At 70.4% G+C, this 15,425-nt stretch carries 15 protein-coding genes; 6 read left to right on the top strand and 9 right to left on the bottom strand.

The annotated features are described in order from the left end of the window. Nucleotides 1-141 precede the first annotated feature (141 nt). The 9 genes from ACXN5S_RS02905 to ACXN5S_RS02865 all read right to left on the bottom strand — a co-directional run bounded on the left by ACXN5S_RS02905 (nt 142) and on the right by ACXN5S_RS02865 (nt 7,531). Nucleotides 142-588 (bottom strand): YaiI/YqxD family protein, encoded by a 447-nt coding sequence (locus ACXN5S_RS02905; RefSeq protein ID WP_458603880.1) that lies wholly within the window; start codon nt 586-588, stop codon nt 142-144. Next, nucleotides 585-1,409: an S-formylglutathione hydrolase gene (gene fghA, locus ACXN5S_RS02900; protein ID WP_458603879.1), complete on the bottom strand. Its 825-nt coding sequence runs from the start codon at nt 1,407-1,409 to the stop codon at nt 585-587. Before fghA ends, ACXN5S_RS02905 begins: the two co-directional genes overlap by 4 nt. A 4-nt stretch (nt 1,410-1,413) precedes the next feature. Continuing rightward, nucleotides 1,414-2,343, bottom strand: coding sequence for an AEC family transporter (locus ACXN5S_RS02895; protein WP_458603878.1), 930 nt, complete (start codon nt 2,341-2,343; stop codon nt 1,414-1,416). A gap of 337 nt (nt 2,344-2,680) precedes the next feature. Further along, complete coding sequence (locus tag ACXN5S_RS02890; protein ID WP_458603877.1) at nt 2,681-3,850, bottom strand: lytic murein transglycosylase; 1,170 nt, start codon at nt 3,848-3,850, stop codon at nt 2,681-2,683. 76 nt (nt 3,851-3,926) lie between these two features. Continuing rightward, a complete protein-coding gene (gene cbiB, locus ACXN5S_RS02885; RefSeq protein ID WP_458603876.1) occupies nt 3,927-4,841 on the bottom strand; it encodes an adenosylcobinamide-phosphate synthase CbiB in 915 nt (304 codons plus the stop codon). A 61-nt stretch (nt 4,842-4,902) separates the two neighbouring features. Beyond that, nucleotides 4,903-5,823 carry an aminotransferase class I/II-fold pyridoxal phosphate-dependent enzyme gene (locus ACXN5S_RS02880; RefSeq protein ID WP_458603875.1) on the bottom strand — a complete coding sequence of 307 codons (921 nt, stop codon included), beginning with the start codon at nt 5,821-5,823 and terminating at the stop codon, nt 4,903-4,905. Next, nucleotides 5,820-6,206 (bottom strand): DUF1636 family protein, encoded by a 387-nt coding sequence (locus ACXN5S_RS02875; protein ID WP_458603874.1) that lies wholly within the window; start codon nt 6,204-6,206, stop codon nt 5,820-5,822. Before ACXN5S_RS02875 ends, ACXN5S_RS02880 begins: the two co-directional genes overlap by 4 nt. A 69-nt stretch (nt 6,207-6,275) precedes the next feature. Next, nucleotides 6,276-6,407 carry a hypothetical protein gene (locus ACXN5S_RS02870; protein WP_458603873.1) on the bottom strand — a complete coding sequence of 44 codons (132 nt, stop codon included), beginning with the start codon at nt 6,405-6,407 and terminating at the stop codon, nt 6,276-6,278. 131 nt (nt 6,408-6,538) lie between these two features. Next, nucleotides 6,539-7,531 (bottom strand): glutathione S-transferase family protein, encoded by a 993-nt coding sequence (locus ACXN5S_RS02865; protein ID WP_458603872.1) that lies wholly within the window; start codon nt 7,529-7,531, stop codon nt 6,539-6,541. A 347-nt stretch (nt 7,532-7,878) separates the two neighbouring features. Here ACXN5S_RS02865 and ACXN5S_RS02860 point away from each other — a divergent pair, with 347 nt between their 5' ends. The 6 genes from ACXN5S_RS02860 to cobM all read left to right on the top strand — a co-directional run bounded on the left by ACXN5S_RS02860 (nt 7,879) and on the right by cobM (nt 15,344). After that, nucleotides 7,879-9,063 (top strand): sirohydrochlorin chelatase, encoded by a 1,185-nt coding sequence (locus tag ACXN5S_RS02860; RefSeq protein ID WP_458603871.1) that lies wholly within the window; start codon nt 7,879-7,881, stop codon nt 9,061-9,063. Nucleotides 9,064-10,070: 1,007 nt separating this feature from the next. Continuing rightward, a complete protein-coding gene (locus ACXN5S_RS02855) occupies nt 10,071-10,700 on the top strand; it encodes a precorrin-8X methylmutase (RefSeq protein ID WP_458604076.1) in 630 nt (209 codons plus the stop codon). Then, complete coding sequence (gene cbiE / locus ACXN5S_RS02850) at nt 10,693-11,937, top strand: precorrin-6y C5,15-methyltransferase (decarboxylating) subunit CbiE (RefSeq protein ID WP_458603870.1); 1,245 nt, start codon at nt 10,693-10,695, stop codon at nt 11,935-11,937. Before ACXN5S_RS02855 ends, cbiE begins: the two co-directional genes overlap by 8 nt. A 151-nt stretch (nt 11,938-12,088) precedes the next feature. Continuing rightward, nucleotides 12,089-12,787: a precorrin-2 C(20)-methyltransferase gene (gene cobI, locus ACXN5S_RS02845; RefSeq protein ID WP_458603869.1), complete on the top strand. Its 699-nt coding sequence runs from the start codon at nt 12,089-12,091 to the stop codon at nt 12,785-12,787. After that, complete coding sequence (gene cobJ / locus ACXN5S_RS02840) at nt 12,778-14,574, top strand: precorrin-3B C(17)-methyltransferase (RefSeq protein WP_458603868.1); 1,797 nt, start codon at nt 12,778-12,780, stop codon at nt 14,572-14,574. The genes cobI and cobJ overlap by 10 nt, the downstream gene beginning before the upstream one ends. Then, complete coding sequence (gene cobM, locus ACXN5S_RS02835) at nt 14,571-15,344, top strand: precorrin-4 C(11)-methyltransferase (RefSeq protein ID WP_458603867.1); 774 nt, start codon at nt 14,571-14,573, stop codon at nt 15,342-15,344. The genes cobJ and cobM overlap by 4 nt, the downstream gene beginning before the upstream one ends. The last annotated feature ends 81 nt before the right edge of the window (nt 15,345-15,425 follow it).

The following is a 15,425-nucleotide window of genomic DNA, read 5'->3' as shown; positions in this document are numbered from 1 at the left end:
CCTACCCGCTACAGCATTTATGCCTGCCACGCCCCTCCTCGCAGAGAGGGACGCACCATGGTCGCCAGAGCGCGGCGGCCTGGCGGCCTTGATTCCGCGGGGAGAAGAAGCGGCGACGTCGGCCTTCAAAGACCACCAGGCTCAACCAGCCGCCGCCGCCCTTACCGCCCGCTCCAGAGCGTCGAGAAAGTTCGACCGGTCCCGCTTCGAGAACGGCCGGCCACCGCCCTGGCGGAAGGGGTCGGCGGCGCGCAAATCCGCCGCCAGATCCCTCGCCGCGAGCACACCGCCGATATTACGGGCGTTGAGCTCTTCGCCGTCGGGCTTGATCACCAGCGCCCCGGCCTCCACCGCCCGGGCGGCGAGCGGGATGTCGGAGGTCACCACCACGTCGCCCTTCCCGGCCCGCTCGGCGATCCACATGTCGGCCACATCGGCGCCTTCGGTGACGATCACAGTCTCCACCAGGGGCTCGCGCGAGGGGCGGATGCCGCCATTCGACACCACGAACATCTTCAGCTTGTGGCGCAGCGCCACCCGCTCGGCCTCGGCCCGCACGGGGCAGGCATCGGCATCGACATAGATCAAAACAGATGCTCGGCGTGGAAGACGATGTGCTCTTCGATGAAGCTCTGCACGAAGAAGTAGGAATGGTCATAGCCCGGCTGCATGCGGAAGGCGCCGGCCTGCCCACGCTCGGCCATCGCCGTGCCGAGCGCGCTGGAGCGCAGCAGTTGCTCGCCCCATTCATCCGCCGTGCCGGTATCCACCAGCACCTCGCCGTCGAAGCCGTGCTCTCGCATCAGATGGGTCGCGTCATGGGCGAGCCATGTGCTCTCGTCGCTGCCGAGATAGCCGGTGAACTGCTTGCGGCCCCAGTCGCTCTTCGTCGGCTCGCTGATCGGCGCGAAGGCCGAGATCGAGGCGAAGCGCCCTTTCAGCCCCATGCCGAGCGTCAGCGCGCCATGCCCGCCCATGGAATGGCCGGTGATCGCCTGCCGCTCCATGTCGAGATGGAATTCCTCGCCCAGCAGGGCGGGCAGCTCGTCGCCCACGTAGCTCTTCATCTTGAAATGCGGCGCCCAGGGGGCCTCGGTCGCATCGACGTAGAAGCCGGCGCCCTGCCCCATGTCATAGGCCTCGTCATTGGCCACGCCCTCGCCCCGCGGCGAGGTATCGGGAAAGACCAGCGCGATGCCCGCCTCGGCGGCATGGATCTGCGCCCCGGCCTTCACCATGGCGTTCTCATGCGTGCAGGTCAGCCCAGCGAGGAACCACAGCACCGGGTGGGGCCCCGGCCCCTCGGGCTGGAACAGGCCGAAGGTCATGTCGGTGCCCGTGGCACTGCTGGCATGGCGATAGACGCCCTGCGTGCCGCCGAAGCACTTCATCTCTTTGACAATTTCCATGGCCTTAGCCTCCCGTTACCTGCGCGATCACCAGCGGGAAGGTGACGATGGCAGCCGTCGTTGACAAGAGGATGGCCGCCGACACCCGCTGCGGCGCCACCCCGTAATGCTGTGCCAGCATGTAGACATTGCCCGCCACCGGCAGGGCGGCGGCGGCGATCATCACGCCCGCCGCGAAGGGCTCGACATCGAAGAGCCACAGCGCCGCGCCGGCCACCAGCGCCGGGTGGATAACCAGCTTCACGGAGGAGAGCCAGGCCGCCACCGCCAGCCGCTCGGCGCTCTTGCTGGCAAGAGAGGCACCGATGGCGAAGAGCGCGCCGGGCGTGGCGGCGGCGCCGAGCAGGGTGAGGAAGGCCATCACCGGCTCGGGCACCGGCACATCCAGCGCCGAGACGGCCAGCCCCACGGCCAGCGAGACGATCATCGGGTTCGAGACCAGCTCACGCAGCACCCGGCCGAGCAGCGCCAGCTCGATCCGCCCGCCGCGCGACACCGCCATGAGGATGGCGAAGAGCGAGGAGAACACGATGAGATCGACCGAAAGCACCAGCAGCGTCGGCCCCACGGCGGCCTCGCCGATCAGCAGCGCCAGCATCGGCAGGCCGAGAAAGCCGGTATTGCCGATGACGCCGGTCTGCGCCTCGACCGCCGCCTCGGCCATGCCGCGCCCGCGTGCCAGCGCCACGGCGGTGACGATGAGATAGCCGGCCAGCGTCGCCGAGACATAGGCGAGCACGAAGGGCCAGGAGAAGATCTCGCCAAAGCCGAGCGTGACCGTGAAGCGCAGGATCATCGCCGAGAGGGCGAAGTAGAAGACGAACTTGGTCAGCCAGGCCGTCGCCTCTACCGTGAAGAAGCCCGTCTTCCCCGCGCCATAGCCGAGGCCGATGATGGCGAAGAACGGCAGGGTCTGCAGGAATACGGCGAGCATGAAGAAGCGCTAGCCGAAGGCGGGGGGCGAGGGAAGGGGATCGCTGGGTGGTCGAGAGGTGATCAGGCTGCGAGGCCGCATTCTGGCGCGGGACCGCACCGCATCTCACCCCGCGCGGAATCAAGGGCTTCAGCCCGCCGCGCGAGCGCCGGCCCGTCCCGGCGGGCTGGCGCTCTGGTTGGGCTGGGTGCTCAGCCCGCCGCTGCGAGGGGCGTGGCTGGCATAAAGCGCTGTAGCGGGAAGGTCGGAGCGCCACCCCACGGGCCGGCGTGAGAGGCAGTGCTCTTTGCAGGCGCCTCCTTTCCTGGCCGTTGGAGAAGGCGGCGAAGCGAAACCCCTACAGCGCGTCCAGCAGCTCCCGCGTCGGCCAGGCATCTGCGGGCATTCCGAGGCGGCGCTGCTCCGACTGCACGGCGGCGCGGGTCATCTCGCCGAGGATGCCGTCGATGCCGCCCACGTCGTAGCCGCGCTCCACCAGCTTGGCCTGCAGCACCTCCATCTCCTCACCGGTCAGGCCGGCCTCGAAATTATCGGCGTTGGCGAAGATCGGGGCGCCTTCCAACCGGGTCGCGAAATAGGCGGCGGTGGTGACGTAGACGAGGCTCTCGTTCCATTCGAAGAGCACGCTGAAATTCGGATAGGCCAGGAAGGCCGGCCCATCGCGGCCCACCGGCAGCAGCAGCGAGGCCGGCAGATCGGCCAGCTGGCCTTCGCGCGGCTGCACGCCCAGCGCGGCCCATTGCGAGGCCGGCATCGTCTGCTCCAGGCCCGAGAGCGACCAATCCATCTGGTCGGGCACCAGCACCTCCTGCAGCCAGGGCTCGCCGGCGCGCCAGCCGAGGCTTTGCAGCATCTGCCCGCCGGACATCAGCGCGTCGCGGGCCGAGGTCTTCAGCGTGACATGGCCGTCACCGTCGCCATCGACGCCGTTCTCCAGAATATCGGCGGGCAGCATCTGCACCTGACCGATCTCGCCGGCCCACGCACCGGTTGTACTGCCGGGCTCGAAATCGCCGCGCGCGAACAGCTCCATCGCGGCGAAGACCTGCGGGCGGAACAACTCGGGCCGGCGGCAATCATGCGCCAGCGTCACCAGCGCATCGGCGGTGTTGAAATCGCCCTGCACCTGTCCGTAATCGGTCTCGAAGGCCCAGAAGGCGAGCAGGATGCCGCGCGGCACGCCGTAGCTCTGCGCGATACGGTCGAAAGTCGAGGCGTAGTCGGCCGAGAAGCGGCGGCCGTTGTCGATGCGGTTTTGCGAGATCAGCCGGCGCGAGAAATCGACGAAATCGCGCTGGAAGACGCCCTGCCGCCTGTCCGCCGCGATGACGCTGTCGTCGCGGTTGATACCGGCGAGAAAGGCCTCGGCCGTCTGCTGCGGCACGCCGTAATTCGGCGCCTCCGCCGCCAGCCCGGCCTTGAAGGCAGAGAAATCGCCGCCGCAGGGCGCCTCTTGCGCCAGCGCCGGCGCGCCGGCGAGCGCGAGCAGAAGTGTCAGATGCCGCATGTGATGCCTCCCGTTTTACTGGGCAACATGGCCGCGCCGGGCGGGCATGTCCAATGACGCGTCTGTGGGGGCGGCTTCAGCCGGCGGCGAAGGCGAGCAGCGCCAGGGCAGCCACCAGCACCAGCGCCCGGCCCCACGCCCGCCAGAGCTGGCGCACGGCGGCCTCGACCTCGGTCGCACCGATCTCGCGGCGGCCACTGGCATTGACGAAGGGAAACTCGCGCATCTCACCGTCGTAGCTGCGCGGCCCGGCCAGCGCGACGCCGAGCGCCCTGGCCATCGCCGCCTCGGGCCAGCCGGCATTGGGCGAGCGATGGCGGCGCGCATCCGCCACGATGTCGCGCCAGCCATCCCTACGGGGCCAGAGCAGCAGCGCCGTCAGCCGGGCGGGCACAAGGTTGAGCAGATCGTCGAGCCGGGCGGCGGCCCAGCCGAAGGCCTCGTGGCGCGGCGTGCGGTAGCCGATCATCGAATCGGCGGTGTTGATGGCCTTGTAGGCGAGCAGCCCCGGCAGCCCGGCGAGGGCGAACCAGAAGGCCGGCGCGATCACGCCGTCCGACAGGTTCTCCGCGGCGCTCTCGATGGCGCTGCGGGCAACGGCGGGCGCCTCCATCGCGGCAGTATCGCGGCTGACGATCATGGCGACGGCGGCGCGCCCCTCCGGCAGGCCGCGGCGCAGGCCCTTTGCGACGGCGGAGACATGGTCTGCCAGCGAGCGCTGCGCCAGCAGGATAGCGCCCACGAGCACCTCCGCCCACCACCCCGGCAGAGCAGCGAGGGCGAGGCCAAGAGCGATGGCCCCGATGAGCAGCAGGGCAACGGCGGCGACGCCCTTTGCTCGGCGGTTGGCGCCCCGGTTCATCCGGTCATCGAGCCAGCCGATGGCGCGGCCCATCAGCACGGCAGGGTGCGGGACGCGGCCCCACAGCCAGCGGGGTTCACCGAGGGCGGCGTCGAACAGGGCGGCGAGGAGGAGGGGGAGCAGGCTCATGAGCCGGGTCGATTTCCAGATGGAAATCGAAGGCGGAAACCATGTGGTTTCCGCGCCCCGCTCACAGCGCGGCCTCGAGCTGCCCCCAGCGCTCCGGCGCGGGCAGGCCGAGGCGCAGCCAGTGGGCGGAATAGGGGAAGATGCGGCTCCAGACATGGTGCTCGGCCAGCCGCTCTTGCCAGGCGGCGGCGTCCTCCACCTCGTAGAGCCGGAACAGCGAGGTGCCCCCGGCCACAGCCGCCCCGGCGCGCTGCATCAGGGTGTCGAGCCGCGCTGCATCAGCGGCGAGGCGGGCGCGCGTCTCCTCCGCCCAGGCGATGTCCTCCAGCGCGCGGGCGCCGATCTCCAGCGCGGGGCCGGAGACGGGCCACGGGCCGAGCGCCTCGGCCATGCGGGTGAGCAGAGCAGTGTCTCCTATGAGCCAGCCGAGCCGCAGCCCGGCAAGGCCCCAGAACTTGCCGAAGCTCTTGACGATCAGAGTGTTTCCGCCGGCCCGGGAGATGTGGCTCTCCTCCGGCGTCACGTCGCAGAAGCTCTCGTCATAGATCGTCAGCCCCTCCGGTGCGGGCGGGTCCGCCAGCGCGCCGGTCGGGTTGTTGGGATGCACGAAAACCGACACCGCCCTCCCCCCGGCCACCGGCGCCGCGGCCCCGAACGCAGCCCGCCACTCGTTGTACGTCGGCTCGGCGATCTCGAAGCTGCCGGCGCCTAGCACCTGCGGCAGCCGCGCGATCAGCGCCGAGGCGCCCGGCGCGGCGAGGACTCCCGCCCCCTCCGGCACCTGCCAGAACGCGCGAGCGGCGGCATCAAGCCGGTTCATAGCGCCGCGGTCGGGCAAGGCCGTCCAGGCGCCGGAGGTGATGTCACCTGGCGGATAGGGCACCGGGTTGATGCCGGTGGAGAGGTCCAGCCAGTCTTCCCGCGCGCCGCCCCAGCGGGCGATGGCGGCGTCGAGACCGCCGCCGTGGTCTCGCACGTTCACTCGGCCGCCTCTGCGGGCGGCTCCGGCAGGGGGAGCTGGCGGGAAACGAAGTGGCCCTTCACCCCGGCCGGCCATGTCCGGTAGGGCACCTGGCCCGTCTCGCTTTCCGCATGCAGGGCCGCGAAGCCGACGATGGCCTCAGCCGCCTCTTCCCCCGGCTCGAAGGTGCCGATGGAATAGCCGATCTTGCCCTGGCCCTGCACGATCACGTTGCAGGCGCGCTCGCAGCCCATGGTGCACGAGACGCGGCGGGTGGCGACGCCGGCAGAGGCGGCGAGCGGCTCGATCAGCGCGGCGAGGCGTTCGCCATCGCTCCGGTCCATGCCGCGCGCGGCCCAGTCATCGCGTTTGCAGGTGTCGCAGATGGTGATCCAGCTTGTCATGGGCGCGGTGTGACGGGCACGGCCCGCCCCCGCAAGCCCAATCACGGCGTCTTCCCGCCCGATCGCGCCTTAGACCGGCGCCACCACCAGCGGCTCGGCCGCCAGCGCCGCGCCCGCCCTCGGGCGCTGGTCGCCCGAAATGAACGCCACCGCCAGAATGCCAAGCGACAGAAGAATGGCAGCGGCGAAGTAGCGATTCATGGGCAGGCTCCAGAGAGGGCAGCGGCGCCGGACAAGACCGGCGCCTGCTTCGTTCTCGGCCACTGTTGACGCATCGGTCAACTTCGTTTGTCGGCGAATTTGAGCCAAATTCTCCCGACCAAAGCGCCCTCTCAGGCCGCGTGGCTGAGCGCCTCTCTGCCCGGAGGGGCGGTGTAGTCGATGTCCGGCCCGATCGGGATGATGCGGTTCGGGTTAATCGTGTCGTGGCTGTAGTGGTAATGGCGGATGTAATGGCTCGGCCAGACCGTCTCTGCCACGCCGTCCATCTGGTAGAGATCGCGCGTGTAGCCCCAGAGGTTGGGGTAATCGATCAGCCGGTGCCGGTTGCACTTGAAGTGGCCGTGGTAGACCGGGTCGAAGCGCAACAGCGTGGTGAGCAGCCGGATATCCGCTTCGGTCACCTCGTCGCCGGTGAGAAAGCGCTTCTGCATCAGGATGTCTTCCAGCCAGTTCAGCGATTCGAAGAGCTCCCAGACAGCCGTGTCGTAGGCGCCCTGCTTGGTGGCGAAACCGGCCTTGTAGACGCCATTGTTGACGGTGTTGTAAACTCGCTCGTTGATGGCATCGATCTCCTCCCGCTTGTGCTTGGGGTAGAAGTCGCGGCAGCTGCCGGTGATGCCGTCGAACGCGCTGTTGAACATGCGGATGATGTCGGCGCTCTCGTTCGAGACGATGGTCTCCTGTTCCTTGTCCCAAAGCACCGGCACCGTCACGCGGGTGCTGACCTTGGGGTCGGACTTCACGTAGATGTCGCGCAGGAAGGGCAGGCCATAGAGCCTGTCGCCGGTCGAGCCCTCGAAGGTGTCATCGAAGGTCCATCCGTCCTCCAACATGTCGGGATGAACGACCGAGATGTCGATGTGATCCTCCAGCCCCTTCAGCTTGCGCATGATGAGCGTGCGATGCGCCCAGGGGCAGGCGTAGGAGACATAGAGGTGGTAGCGCCCGCTTTCGGCCTTGAAGCCGCCCTTGCCATCGGGGCCGGGCTCGCCGTCTTCCGTCACCCAGTTGCGGAAGTTCGCCGCGCTCCGTTCGAAGGCGCCACCGGATTTCTTGGTGTCGTACCAGCCGGGTTCCCATTCTCCGTCGATGAGTTGTCCCATTGCAGCGGCCTCCCATAAATTCGTCACTCGGTTTCCCTCAATGATATAGGGGATGCCGCTTGAAAAGCGAGCAGATCGGCGCCACGTCGCCTTTGGCCGAGGGGGCGGCGCTTCCCGCGTTGTGGGCCGGGATCGGGGCCGTTATGCAGGGGGCCGACGACGCCCGCTTTCGGGCCAGAACGGTTGGCGGCGCCGGGTTGACCCAAACAGGGGGCCTGAGGCTCCGCATCGTCCCCGCCCCGGATACGCCGGGGTTCTGGCGCGTGAGCGGCCAAAGGAGGCTTTGCCATGCGCGCGCGTAATGTTCTTTCCACCCTGCTGCGGCCAGCCGGCAAAGGCCTGCGCGCATGAGCCCCGTCTTCCCCGCCGCCGGCCCCAAGACGGGCGTTCTGCTCTGCGGCCATGGCTCGCGCAGCCAGGATGCCGTGGAAGAGTTTCGCGGCCTCGCCGAGGCGCTGCCCGGCTATCTGCCGCCCGACTGGCCGCTGGAATACGGCTATCTGGAATTCGCCAACCCGGTGCTGCGCAAGGGCCTCGATTCCCTGCGCGATCAGGGCTGCGAGCGCATCCTCGCGGTGCCCGGCATGCTGCTGGCCGCCATGCACAGCAAGAACGACATTCCCGCCGTGCTCGCCGCCTATCAGGAAGAGACCGGCGTCGAGGTGATCTACGGCCGCGAGCTGGGCGTCGCCCCGCAGATGCTCGCCGCCGCGCGTGCCCGCATCGAAGAGGCGCTGGCCGCGGCGCCCGAGGTGCCGATGCACGAGACCTGCCTCGTGGTGATCGGCCGCGGCGCCTCTGACCCCGATGCCAACGGCAATGTCAGCAAGATCGCGCGAATGCTGTGGGAGGGCATGGGCTTTGGCTGGTGCGAGACCGGCTATTCCGGCGTGACCTTTCCGCTGGTCGAACCGGCGCTCAGCCATGTGGCCAAGCTCGGCTACAAGCGGGTCGTCGTGTTCCCGTATTTCCTGTTCTCGGGCATCCTGATCGACCGGATATATGGCTTCACCGACGAGGTGGCGAAGGCCCATCCCGAAATCGAGTTCCTCAAGGCGCCCTATCTCGGCGTGCACGAGGGCGTGCTGCAAACCTTCGCCGAGCGGGTGACCGAGCTGGTGGGCGATGTCATCCCCCCCACCTGCGGCACCTGCAAGTACCGCGCCGCCGTCATCGGCTTCGAGCACGAGGTCGGCGCCCCGCAGGAGAGCCACCATCACCATGTCGAGGGACAGGGCGCCTCGGCCCCCGGCTCGAACGTCGCCGATTGCCAACTCTGCGATACCTTCTGCACCGGCCTCTGCCGGCTGGAGAAGGAGGCGGCGGGCCATGGGCATGCGCATGACCATGGGCATTCGCATGACCACTCGCACGATCATGGTCACGGGCATCATCACCACCATGATCACGACCACGGTCATTCCCACGATCACGGGCACGGTCACGGGCACGACCACGATCACCACCACCCGCCCTACCCGCAGGCCGACCATCCCCACGGGCCGCTCAGCGCCCTGAAGACGAGAAAGTGACCAGCGGCGCCTCTGCCGGCCAGCTCTTCGACACCCATGTCGTCGTCGACTGGTCGGCCCGGAACCAGCCGAGCCCGGCGCGGCCGACCAAGGATTCCATCTGGGTCGGCCTCTCTCGGGACGGCGCCATCCAGGCGCCCCGCTACTTCCGCACGCGGGGCGCCGCCCTCACCTTCCTGGAAGATTTCCTGGCAGAGGAGGCGGATCTCGGCCGCAGGGTGCTCGCAGTCTTCGACTTCCCCTTCGGCTATCCCGCCGGCGTCGCCGAGCGCCTGACCGGCGAGCCGACAGCGTTCGCCCTCTGGGACTGGATGGACAGCGCCGTCGAGGATGGGCCCGAAAATCGCAGCAACCGCTTCGCCGTCGCCGCCCGGATCAACGCCCTCTACGATGGCACGGGCCCATTCTGGGGCCGCCCGGAGACCGTCGAGCAACCAAGCATCCCGATCCGCGCCAGCGACCGGGAGGGCGCAGACCATCCGCCCGAGCGCCGCCTTGCCGATGCGCAGGCCAAGGGCGCGAAGACCGTGTGGCAGCTGGCCTATTCCGGCTCGGTGGGCAGCCAGGTGATCCTCGGCCTGCCCGCCCTCGCCCGCCTGCGCCGCGCGCCGCGCCTGGCCGGGCGCATAGCCGTCTGGCCCTTCGAGACCGGCCTTCGGGCACCGGAAGCCCAGGTCGTGCTCGCCGAAATCTATCCCTCGCTCCTGCAGAAGGCGGCCCATGCGAGCCGACAGCAGGCCGAAGACGAACCCCTCGATTCCGCGCAAGTGCGGGTGAACGCCGCCGCCTTCGCGCGGCTCGATTCCACCGGCGCGCTGGGGCGCCTCTTCGAAGGGGGCCCGACGCTGAGCGGCGACGAGCGCGCCATCGTGGAACGCGAAGAGGCCTGGATCCTCGGCCTCGGCCACGAGCAGTCGCTCGTCTCCGCCGCCGCCGAGATGGTCACCCTCGCGGTGCCCGCCTCCGCACCCGCCGCCCTGCCCGCCCCCAGTGCAAAGCCTCGCCCCATGCGCCCCTATCTCAAAGACCCCGCCGCCATCTATGCCGAGAGCTTCCGCATCGTGCGCGCCGAGGCCCGGCTGGAGCGCTTTTCCCCGGCGATGGAGCCCGTCGTCACTCGGCTGATCCACGCCTGCGGCATGATCGACATCGCCGACCGCCTCGCCGCCTCGCCCGGCGCCGCCGAGGCGGGCCGCGCGGCGCTGCAGGCGGGTGCGCCCATCCTCTGCGATTGCGAGATGGTCGGGGCGGGGATCATCCAGCGACACCTGACGGGCTCCGATGTGGTCACCACGATCAACGCCGAGGGCCTGCCCGCCCTCGCCGCCAAGATGGGCACCACCCGCTCGGCCGCGCAGGTCGAGCTTTGGCGCGAGCGCATCGAGGGCGCCGTGGTCGCCATCGGCAATGCGCCCACCGCGCTCTTCCACCTTCTGGAAAAGCTCGACGAGGGCTGGCCGAAGCCCGCGCTGATCATCGGCATGCCCGTCGGCTTCGTCGGCGCGGCGGAATCGAAGGCAGAGCTTGCCGCGAATCCCCGGGGCTGCGAATTCATCGCCCTCAAGGGGCGGCGCGGCGGCTCGGCCCTCGCCTCCGCCGCCGTCAACGCCCTCGCTCTGGGAGAGACCCATGGCTGATGCCCCCCTTGGCGCCCTCGCCGCCGCCCCGCCTCGCCCCGACCCGTGGCTCCACATCGTCGGCATCGGCGAGGATGGGCTCGCCGGGCTCTCCCCCGCCACGCGCGCCGTGGTGGAATCGGCCGAGGTCATCCTCGGCGGCGACCGGCACCATGTGCTGAGCGACGCGATCACCGCCGAGCGCATCGCCTGGCCCTCGCCCTTCTCGGCGATGATCGACACGATCCGCTCCTTACGCGGCCGCCGCGCCGTGGTGCTGGTGACGGGCGACCCGCTCTGGTTCTCCGCCGGGGCGCGCATCGCCCGCGGCATCCCGCCGGAAGAGATCACCTTCCACCCGCAGCTCTCCGCCTTCCAGCTTGCCTCCGCCCGCCTCGGCTGGTCCCTCGCCGATTGCGAGACGCTCACGGTGCACGGCCGCCCGGTGGAGCAGATGATCGCCTTCATCCAGCCCGAGGCGCGGCTCCTGATCCTCACCACCGGCGCCGAGACGCCGGCCAAGATCGCCCGCTTCCTCGCCGAGCGTGGCTTCGGCGCCTCGAAGATGAATGTGCTGGCCGCGATGGGCGGCGAGAGCGAGCAGCGCTTCGAAGGCACCGCGGAGGGCTGGGCCCACGAGGTGCCCGAGTTCAACACGCTGGCGGTGGAGTGCATCGCCGCCCCCGACGCCGCCCTCCTGCCCCGCGTCCCCGGCCTCGACGACGCGCTCTTCCGCTCCGACGGCACGATGACCAAGCGCGAGATCCGCGCCATCACGCTCGCCAAGCTGATGCCGATGCGCGGCGCGCTCCTGTGGGACATCGGCTGCGGCTCGGGTTCCGTCGCCGTCGAATGGATGCGCGCCGCCCGCTACGCCCGCGCCATCGGCATCGAGCCCCGCGCCGACCGCCGCGCGCTGGCGGCAGAGAATGCCCTCGCCCTCGGCACGCCGCGGCTGGAGCTCGTCGCCGGCGAGGCCCCGGCGGCCCTCGAGGGCCTGCCCCCGCCCGACGCCATCTTCATCGGCGGCGGCCTGACGGAGGAGGTCTTCGCCGCCGCCTTCGCCGCCCTCCGCCCCCTCGGCCGCCTCGCCGCCAACGCGGTGACGATCGAGGGCGAGGCCCGCCTCGCCGCACTCCGCTCGGAGCACGGCGGCGAGCTGACCCGCATCGACATCTCCCGCGCCGGCCCGGTCGGCGGGCTCACCGGCTTCAAGCCGCTCCGGCCCGTGACGCAGTGGAGCCTCGTGAAAAGATGACGGCGCTTCTGGCAGATGTCGGATGCCTCCGGCGGGGATATTTGACGAAAAGCGAGGCTCAACCGTGCGCCCTGCCTCTCGCTTTTCTCAAAATATCCCGGGGGGGCCGCAGGCGGGGGGCCGCGCCCCCCTCGACAGGCGAGGCCGGGCGATGAGCGGCACGCTTTATGGCATCGGCCTCGGCCCCGGCGCGGCGGACCTTCTGACCCTGCGAGCCGCCCGGCTGATCGAGCAGGCGCGCGTCGTCGCCTACCCCGCCCCCGCGGGCGGCGAGAGCCTCGCGCGCGGCATCGCGGCGGCGCTGATCCCGGCCGGGGCGCGCGAGATCCGCATCGAGGTGCCCATGCGCCCGGCCCGCGCGCCGGCGCAGGAGGCCTATGACAGGGGCGCGGCGGAAATCGGCGCGGCGCTGACCGCCGGCGAGGATGTCGCGCTCCTTTGCGAGGGCGATCCGCTGTTCTACGGCTCGTTCATGTATCTGGCCGCACGGCTGCGCGCGCATCCCATCGAGGTCGTGCCCGGGATCACCTCGCTCTCCGCCGCCGCCGCCGAAGCCCGTCTGCCGCTGGTCGCGCGTGACGAGCGGCTGGAGGTTCTGTCCGCCGGCCTGCCCGAGCCCGATCTGCAGGCCCGCATCGAGGCCGCCGATGCCGTGGCCGTGCTCAAGCTCGGGCGGCATTTGCCGAAGCTGCGCCGCGTGCTGGGCCGGCTCGGCCTCACCCATCGCGCCACCTTCGCACAGCATGTCTCGATGGAGCGGCAGATCCTCTGCCCGCTTGCCGAGGCGCCGGACGAGGCCGCCTATTTCTCGCTCTGTCTGATCACGAAAGGCCAGGACCCGTGGCTCTAACTCCCGCCCTCATCGCCCTGACCGCCAGCGCCGCCGAGACGGCCCGCCGCCTCGCGCCCACCCTCGGGGCGGAGGTTCACGGGCTCGCGGGGCGCGCGGAGGCGGAGGTGACGTTTACCGACACCGCCGAGCATATCCGCGCGCTCTTCGCCGCCGGGCGCCCGGTGATCGGCCTCTGCGCCGCCGGCATCCTCATCCGCGCCGTCGCGCCGCTGCTGGCCGACAAGCGCGCCGAGCCGCCGGTGCTGGCGGTGGCGGAGGATGGCTCTTCCGTGACGCCGCTTCTCGGCGGGCATCACGGGGCCAACGCGCTGGCCCGGCAGATCGGCGCGGCGCTCGGTATTGCGCCGGCCCTGACCACGGCGGGCGATGTAAAGCTGGGGCTGGCCCTCGATGCGCCGCCTCCGGGCTGGCGGCTCGCCAACCCGGAGGCGGCCAAGCCCGCCATGGCGGCGCTGCTCGCGGGCGGCGGGGCGGTGATCAGCGGCGAGGCGCCGTGGCTCGCCGGGCTGCCGGAGGGGCCGGAGGTCGCCATCCACGCCGGCCTCGCCCCGGCACCCGCCGCCGGGCTGGCCTTTCACCCGCAGCAGGTCGTGCTCGGCGCCGGCTGCGCGCGGGGCTGCCCGGCGGAGGAGCTGATCGCGCTGGCCGACGCCGCGCTGGAGGAGGCCAACGTCGCGCCCGCCGCCGTTGCCGCCGTCGCGACGCTGGGCCTCAAGGCCGACGAGCCCGCCATGCACGCGCTCGCGGCGCATCTCGGCGCGCCGCTGCGCCTCTTTGGCGCCGCCGCGCTCGAGGCCGAGAGCCCCCGTGCCGCCAATCCCTCCGATGTCGTCTTTGCCGAGGTCGGCACGCATGGCGTCTCGGAAAACGCCGCGCTCGCCTCCGTCGGCCCGGATGGCGCGCTTCTGCTGCCCAAGCGCAAGAGCGCCAACGCCACCGTCGCGCTTGGCCTCGCGCCCGCGCCGATCACCGACCTGCCCGGCCGCAAGCGCGGGCAGGTCACCCTTGTGGGCATCGGGCCGGGGCAGGCGGCGTGGCGCACGCCCGAAGCCTCCCGCCTCGTTGCAGAGGCCGATGAGCTGGTGGGCTATTCGCTCTATCTCGACCTGCTCGGCCCCCTTGCCCATGGCAAGCCGCGCGCCGACTTCCCGCTCGGCGGCGAGGAGGATCGCTGCCGCCACGCGCTGGAGCGGGCGGGCGAGGGCCAGAATGTCGCGCTGATCTGCTCGGGCGACAGCGGCATCTACGCCATGGGCGCGCTGGTCTGGGAGCTCATCGCGCGCGGCGACGGGCCGGGGGGGGTCAGCGATGCCGCCCGCCGCGCCGCCGTGGTTTCCGCGCCCGGCATCACCGCCATGCAGGCCGCGAGCGCGCGGGCCGGGGCGCTGATGGGCCACGATTTCTGCGCGATCTCGCTTTCCGACCTGCTCACCCCGCGCGCGGCGATCCAGGCGCGGCTGAGGGCGGCGGCGGAGGGCGATTTCGTCATCGCCTTCTACAACCCGGTCAGCCGCACCCGCCGCACGCTGCTCGCCGAGGCGCGTGAGATCCTTCTCGCCCATCGCCCCGCCGACACGCCTGTGCTGCTCGCCAGCAACCTCGGGCGACCCGAGGAGCAGCTGACCCACCGGCGGCTCGACGAGCTGCAGGTCGACGAGGTCGACATGCTGACGGTCGTGCTGATCGGCTCTTCGGCCTCCCGGCTAATCGAGACGGGTGACGGGCCGCGGATCTTCACGCCGCGGGGCTACGAGAAACATCTGATCGCGAGGGCTGCGGAATGACGGTCTATTTCATCGGTGCCGGGCCCGGCGACCCCGAGCTTCTAACGCTGAAGGCTGCGCGGCTGATAGCCGCCTGCCCCGTCTGCCTCTATGCTGGCAGCCTCGTGCCCGAAGAGGTGGTCGCCGGCGCGCCGGAGGGGGCGCGGGTGCGCGACACGGCGCCCATGACGCTGGACGAGACCCATGCCGAGATCACCGCCGCGCATGCCGCCGGGCAGGACGTGGCACGCGTGCATTCCGGCGACCCGTCGCTCTACGGCGCCATCGCCGAGCAGATCCGCCTGCTTAAGCGCGACGGCATCCCCTATGCGATCGTGCCCGGCGTGCCGGCCTGGGCCGCGGCCGCCGCCGCGCTGGGGCAGGAACTGACCATTCCGCAGGTGAGCCAGAGCCTCGTGCTGACGCGGATGTCGATGAAATCGACCTCGATGCCCGAAGGCGAGACGCTGGAGAATTTCGCGGCCTCGGGCACCACGCTGGCCATTCACCTCGGCATCCGGGCGCTGCGCGATATCTCGCGGCGGCTGGCGCCCTTTTACGGCGAGGATTGCCCGGTGGCGGTGGTCTACCGCGCCACCTGGCCCGACCAGGTGATTCTGCGCGGCACGCTGGCAGACATCCAGCCGAAAGTGCGCGAGGCGAAGATCACGCGGACGGCGCTTATTTTCGTCGGCCCCGCGATGGGAGAGGATCAGGGGTTCCCGGATTCAGCGCTTTATGACGCTGCGAGGCCGCATCTGTTGCGCCCGCGCGCCAGTGCGACATCTTAACGCCTAAATTCGCGCCAGTTTTGGGAACCATATAGCAACCAGTTTGCTATATTCCTGAGGGGCGGATCACCCGCCTAAGCG

Source organism: Pseudoroseicyclus sp. H15 (genome assembly GCF_054353345.1).
Note: the sequence above shows the minus strand (reverse complement) of the source record. Positions and strands in the feature narration are given on the sequence as shown.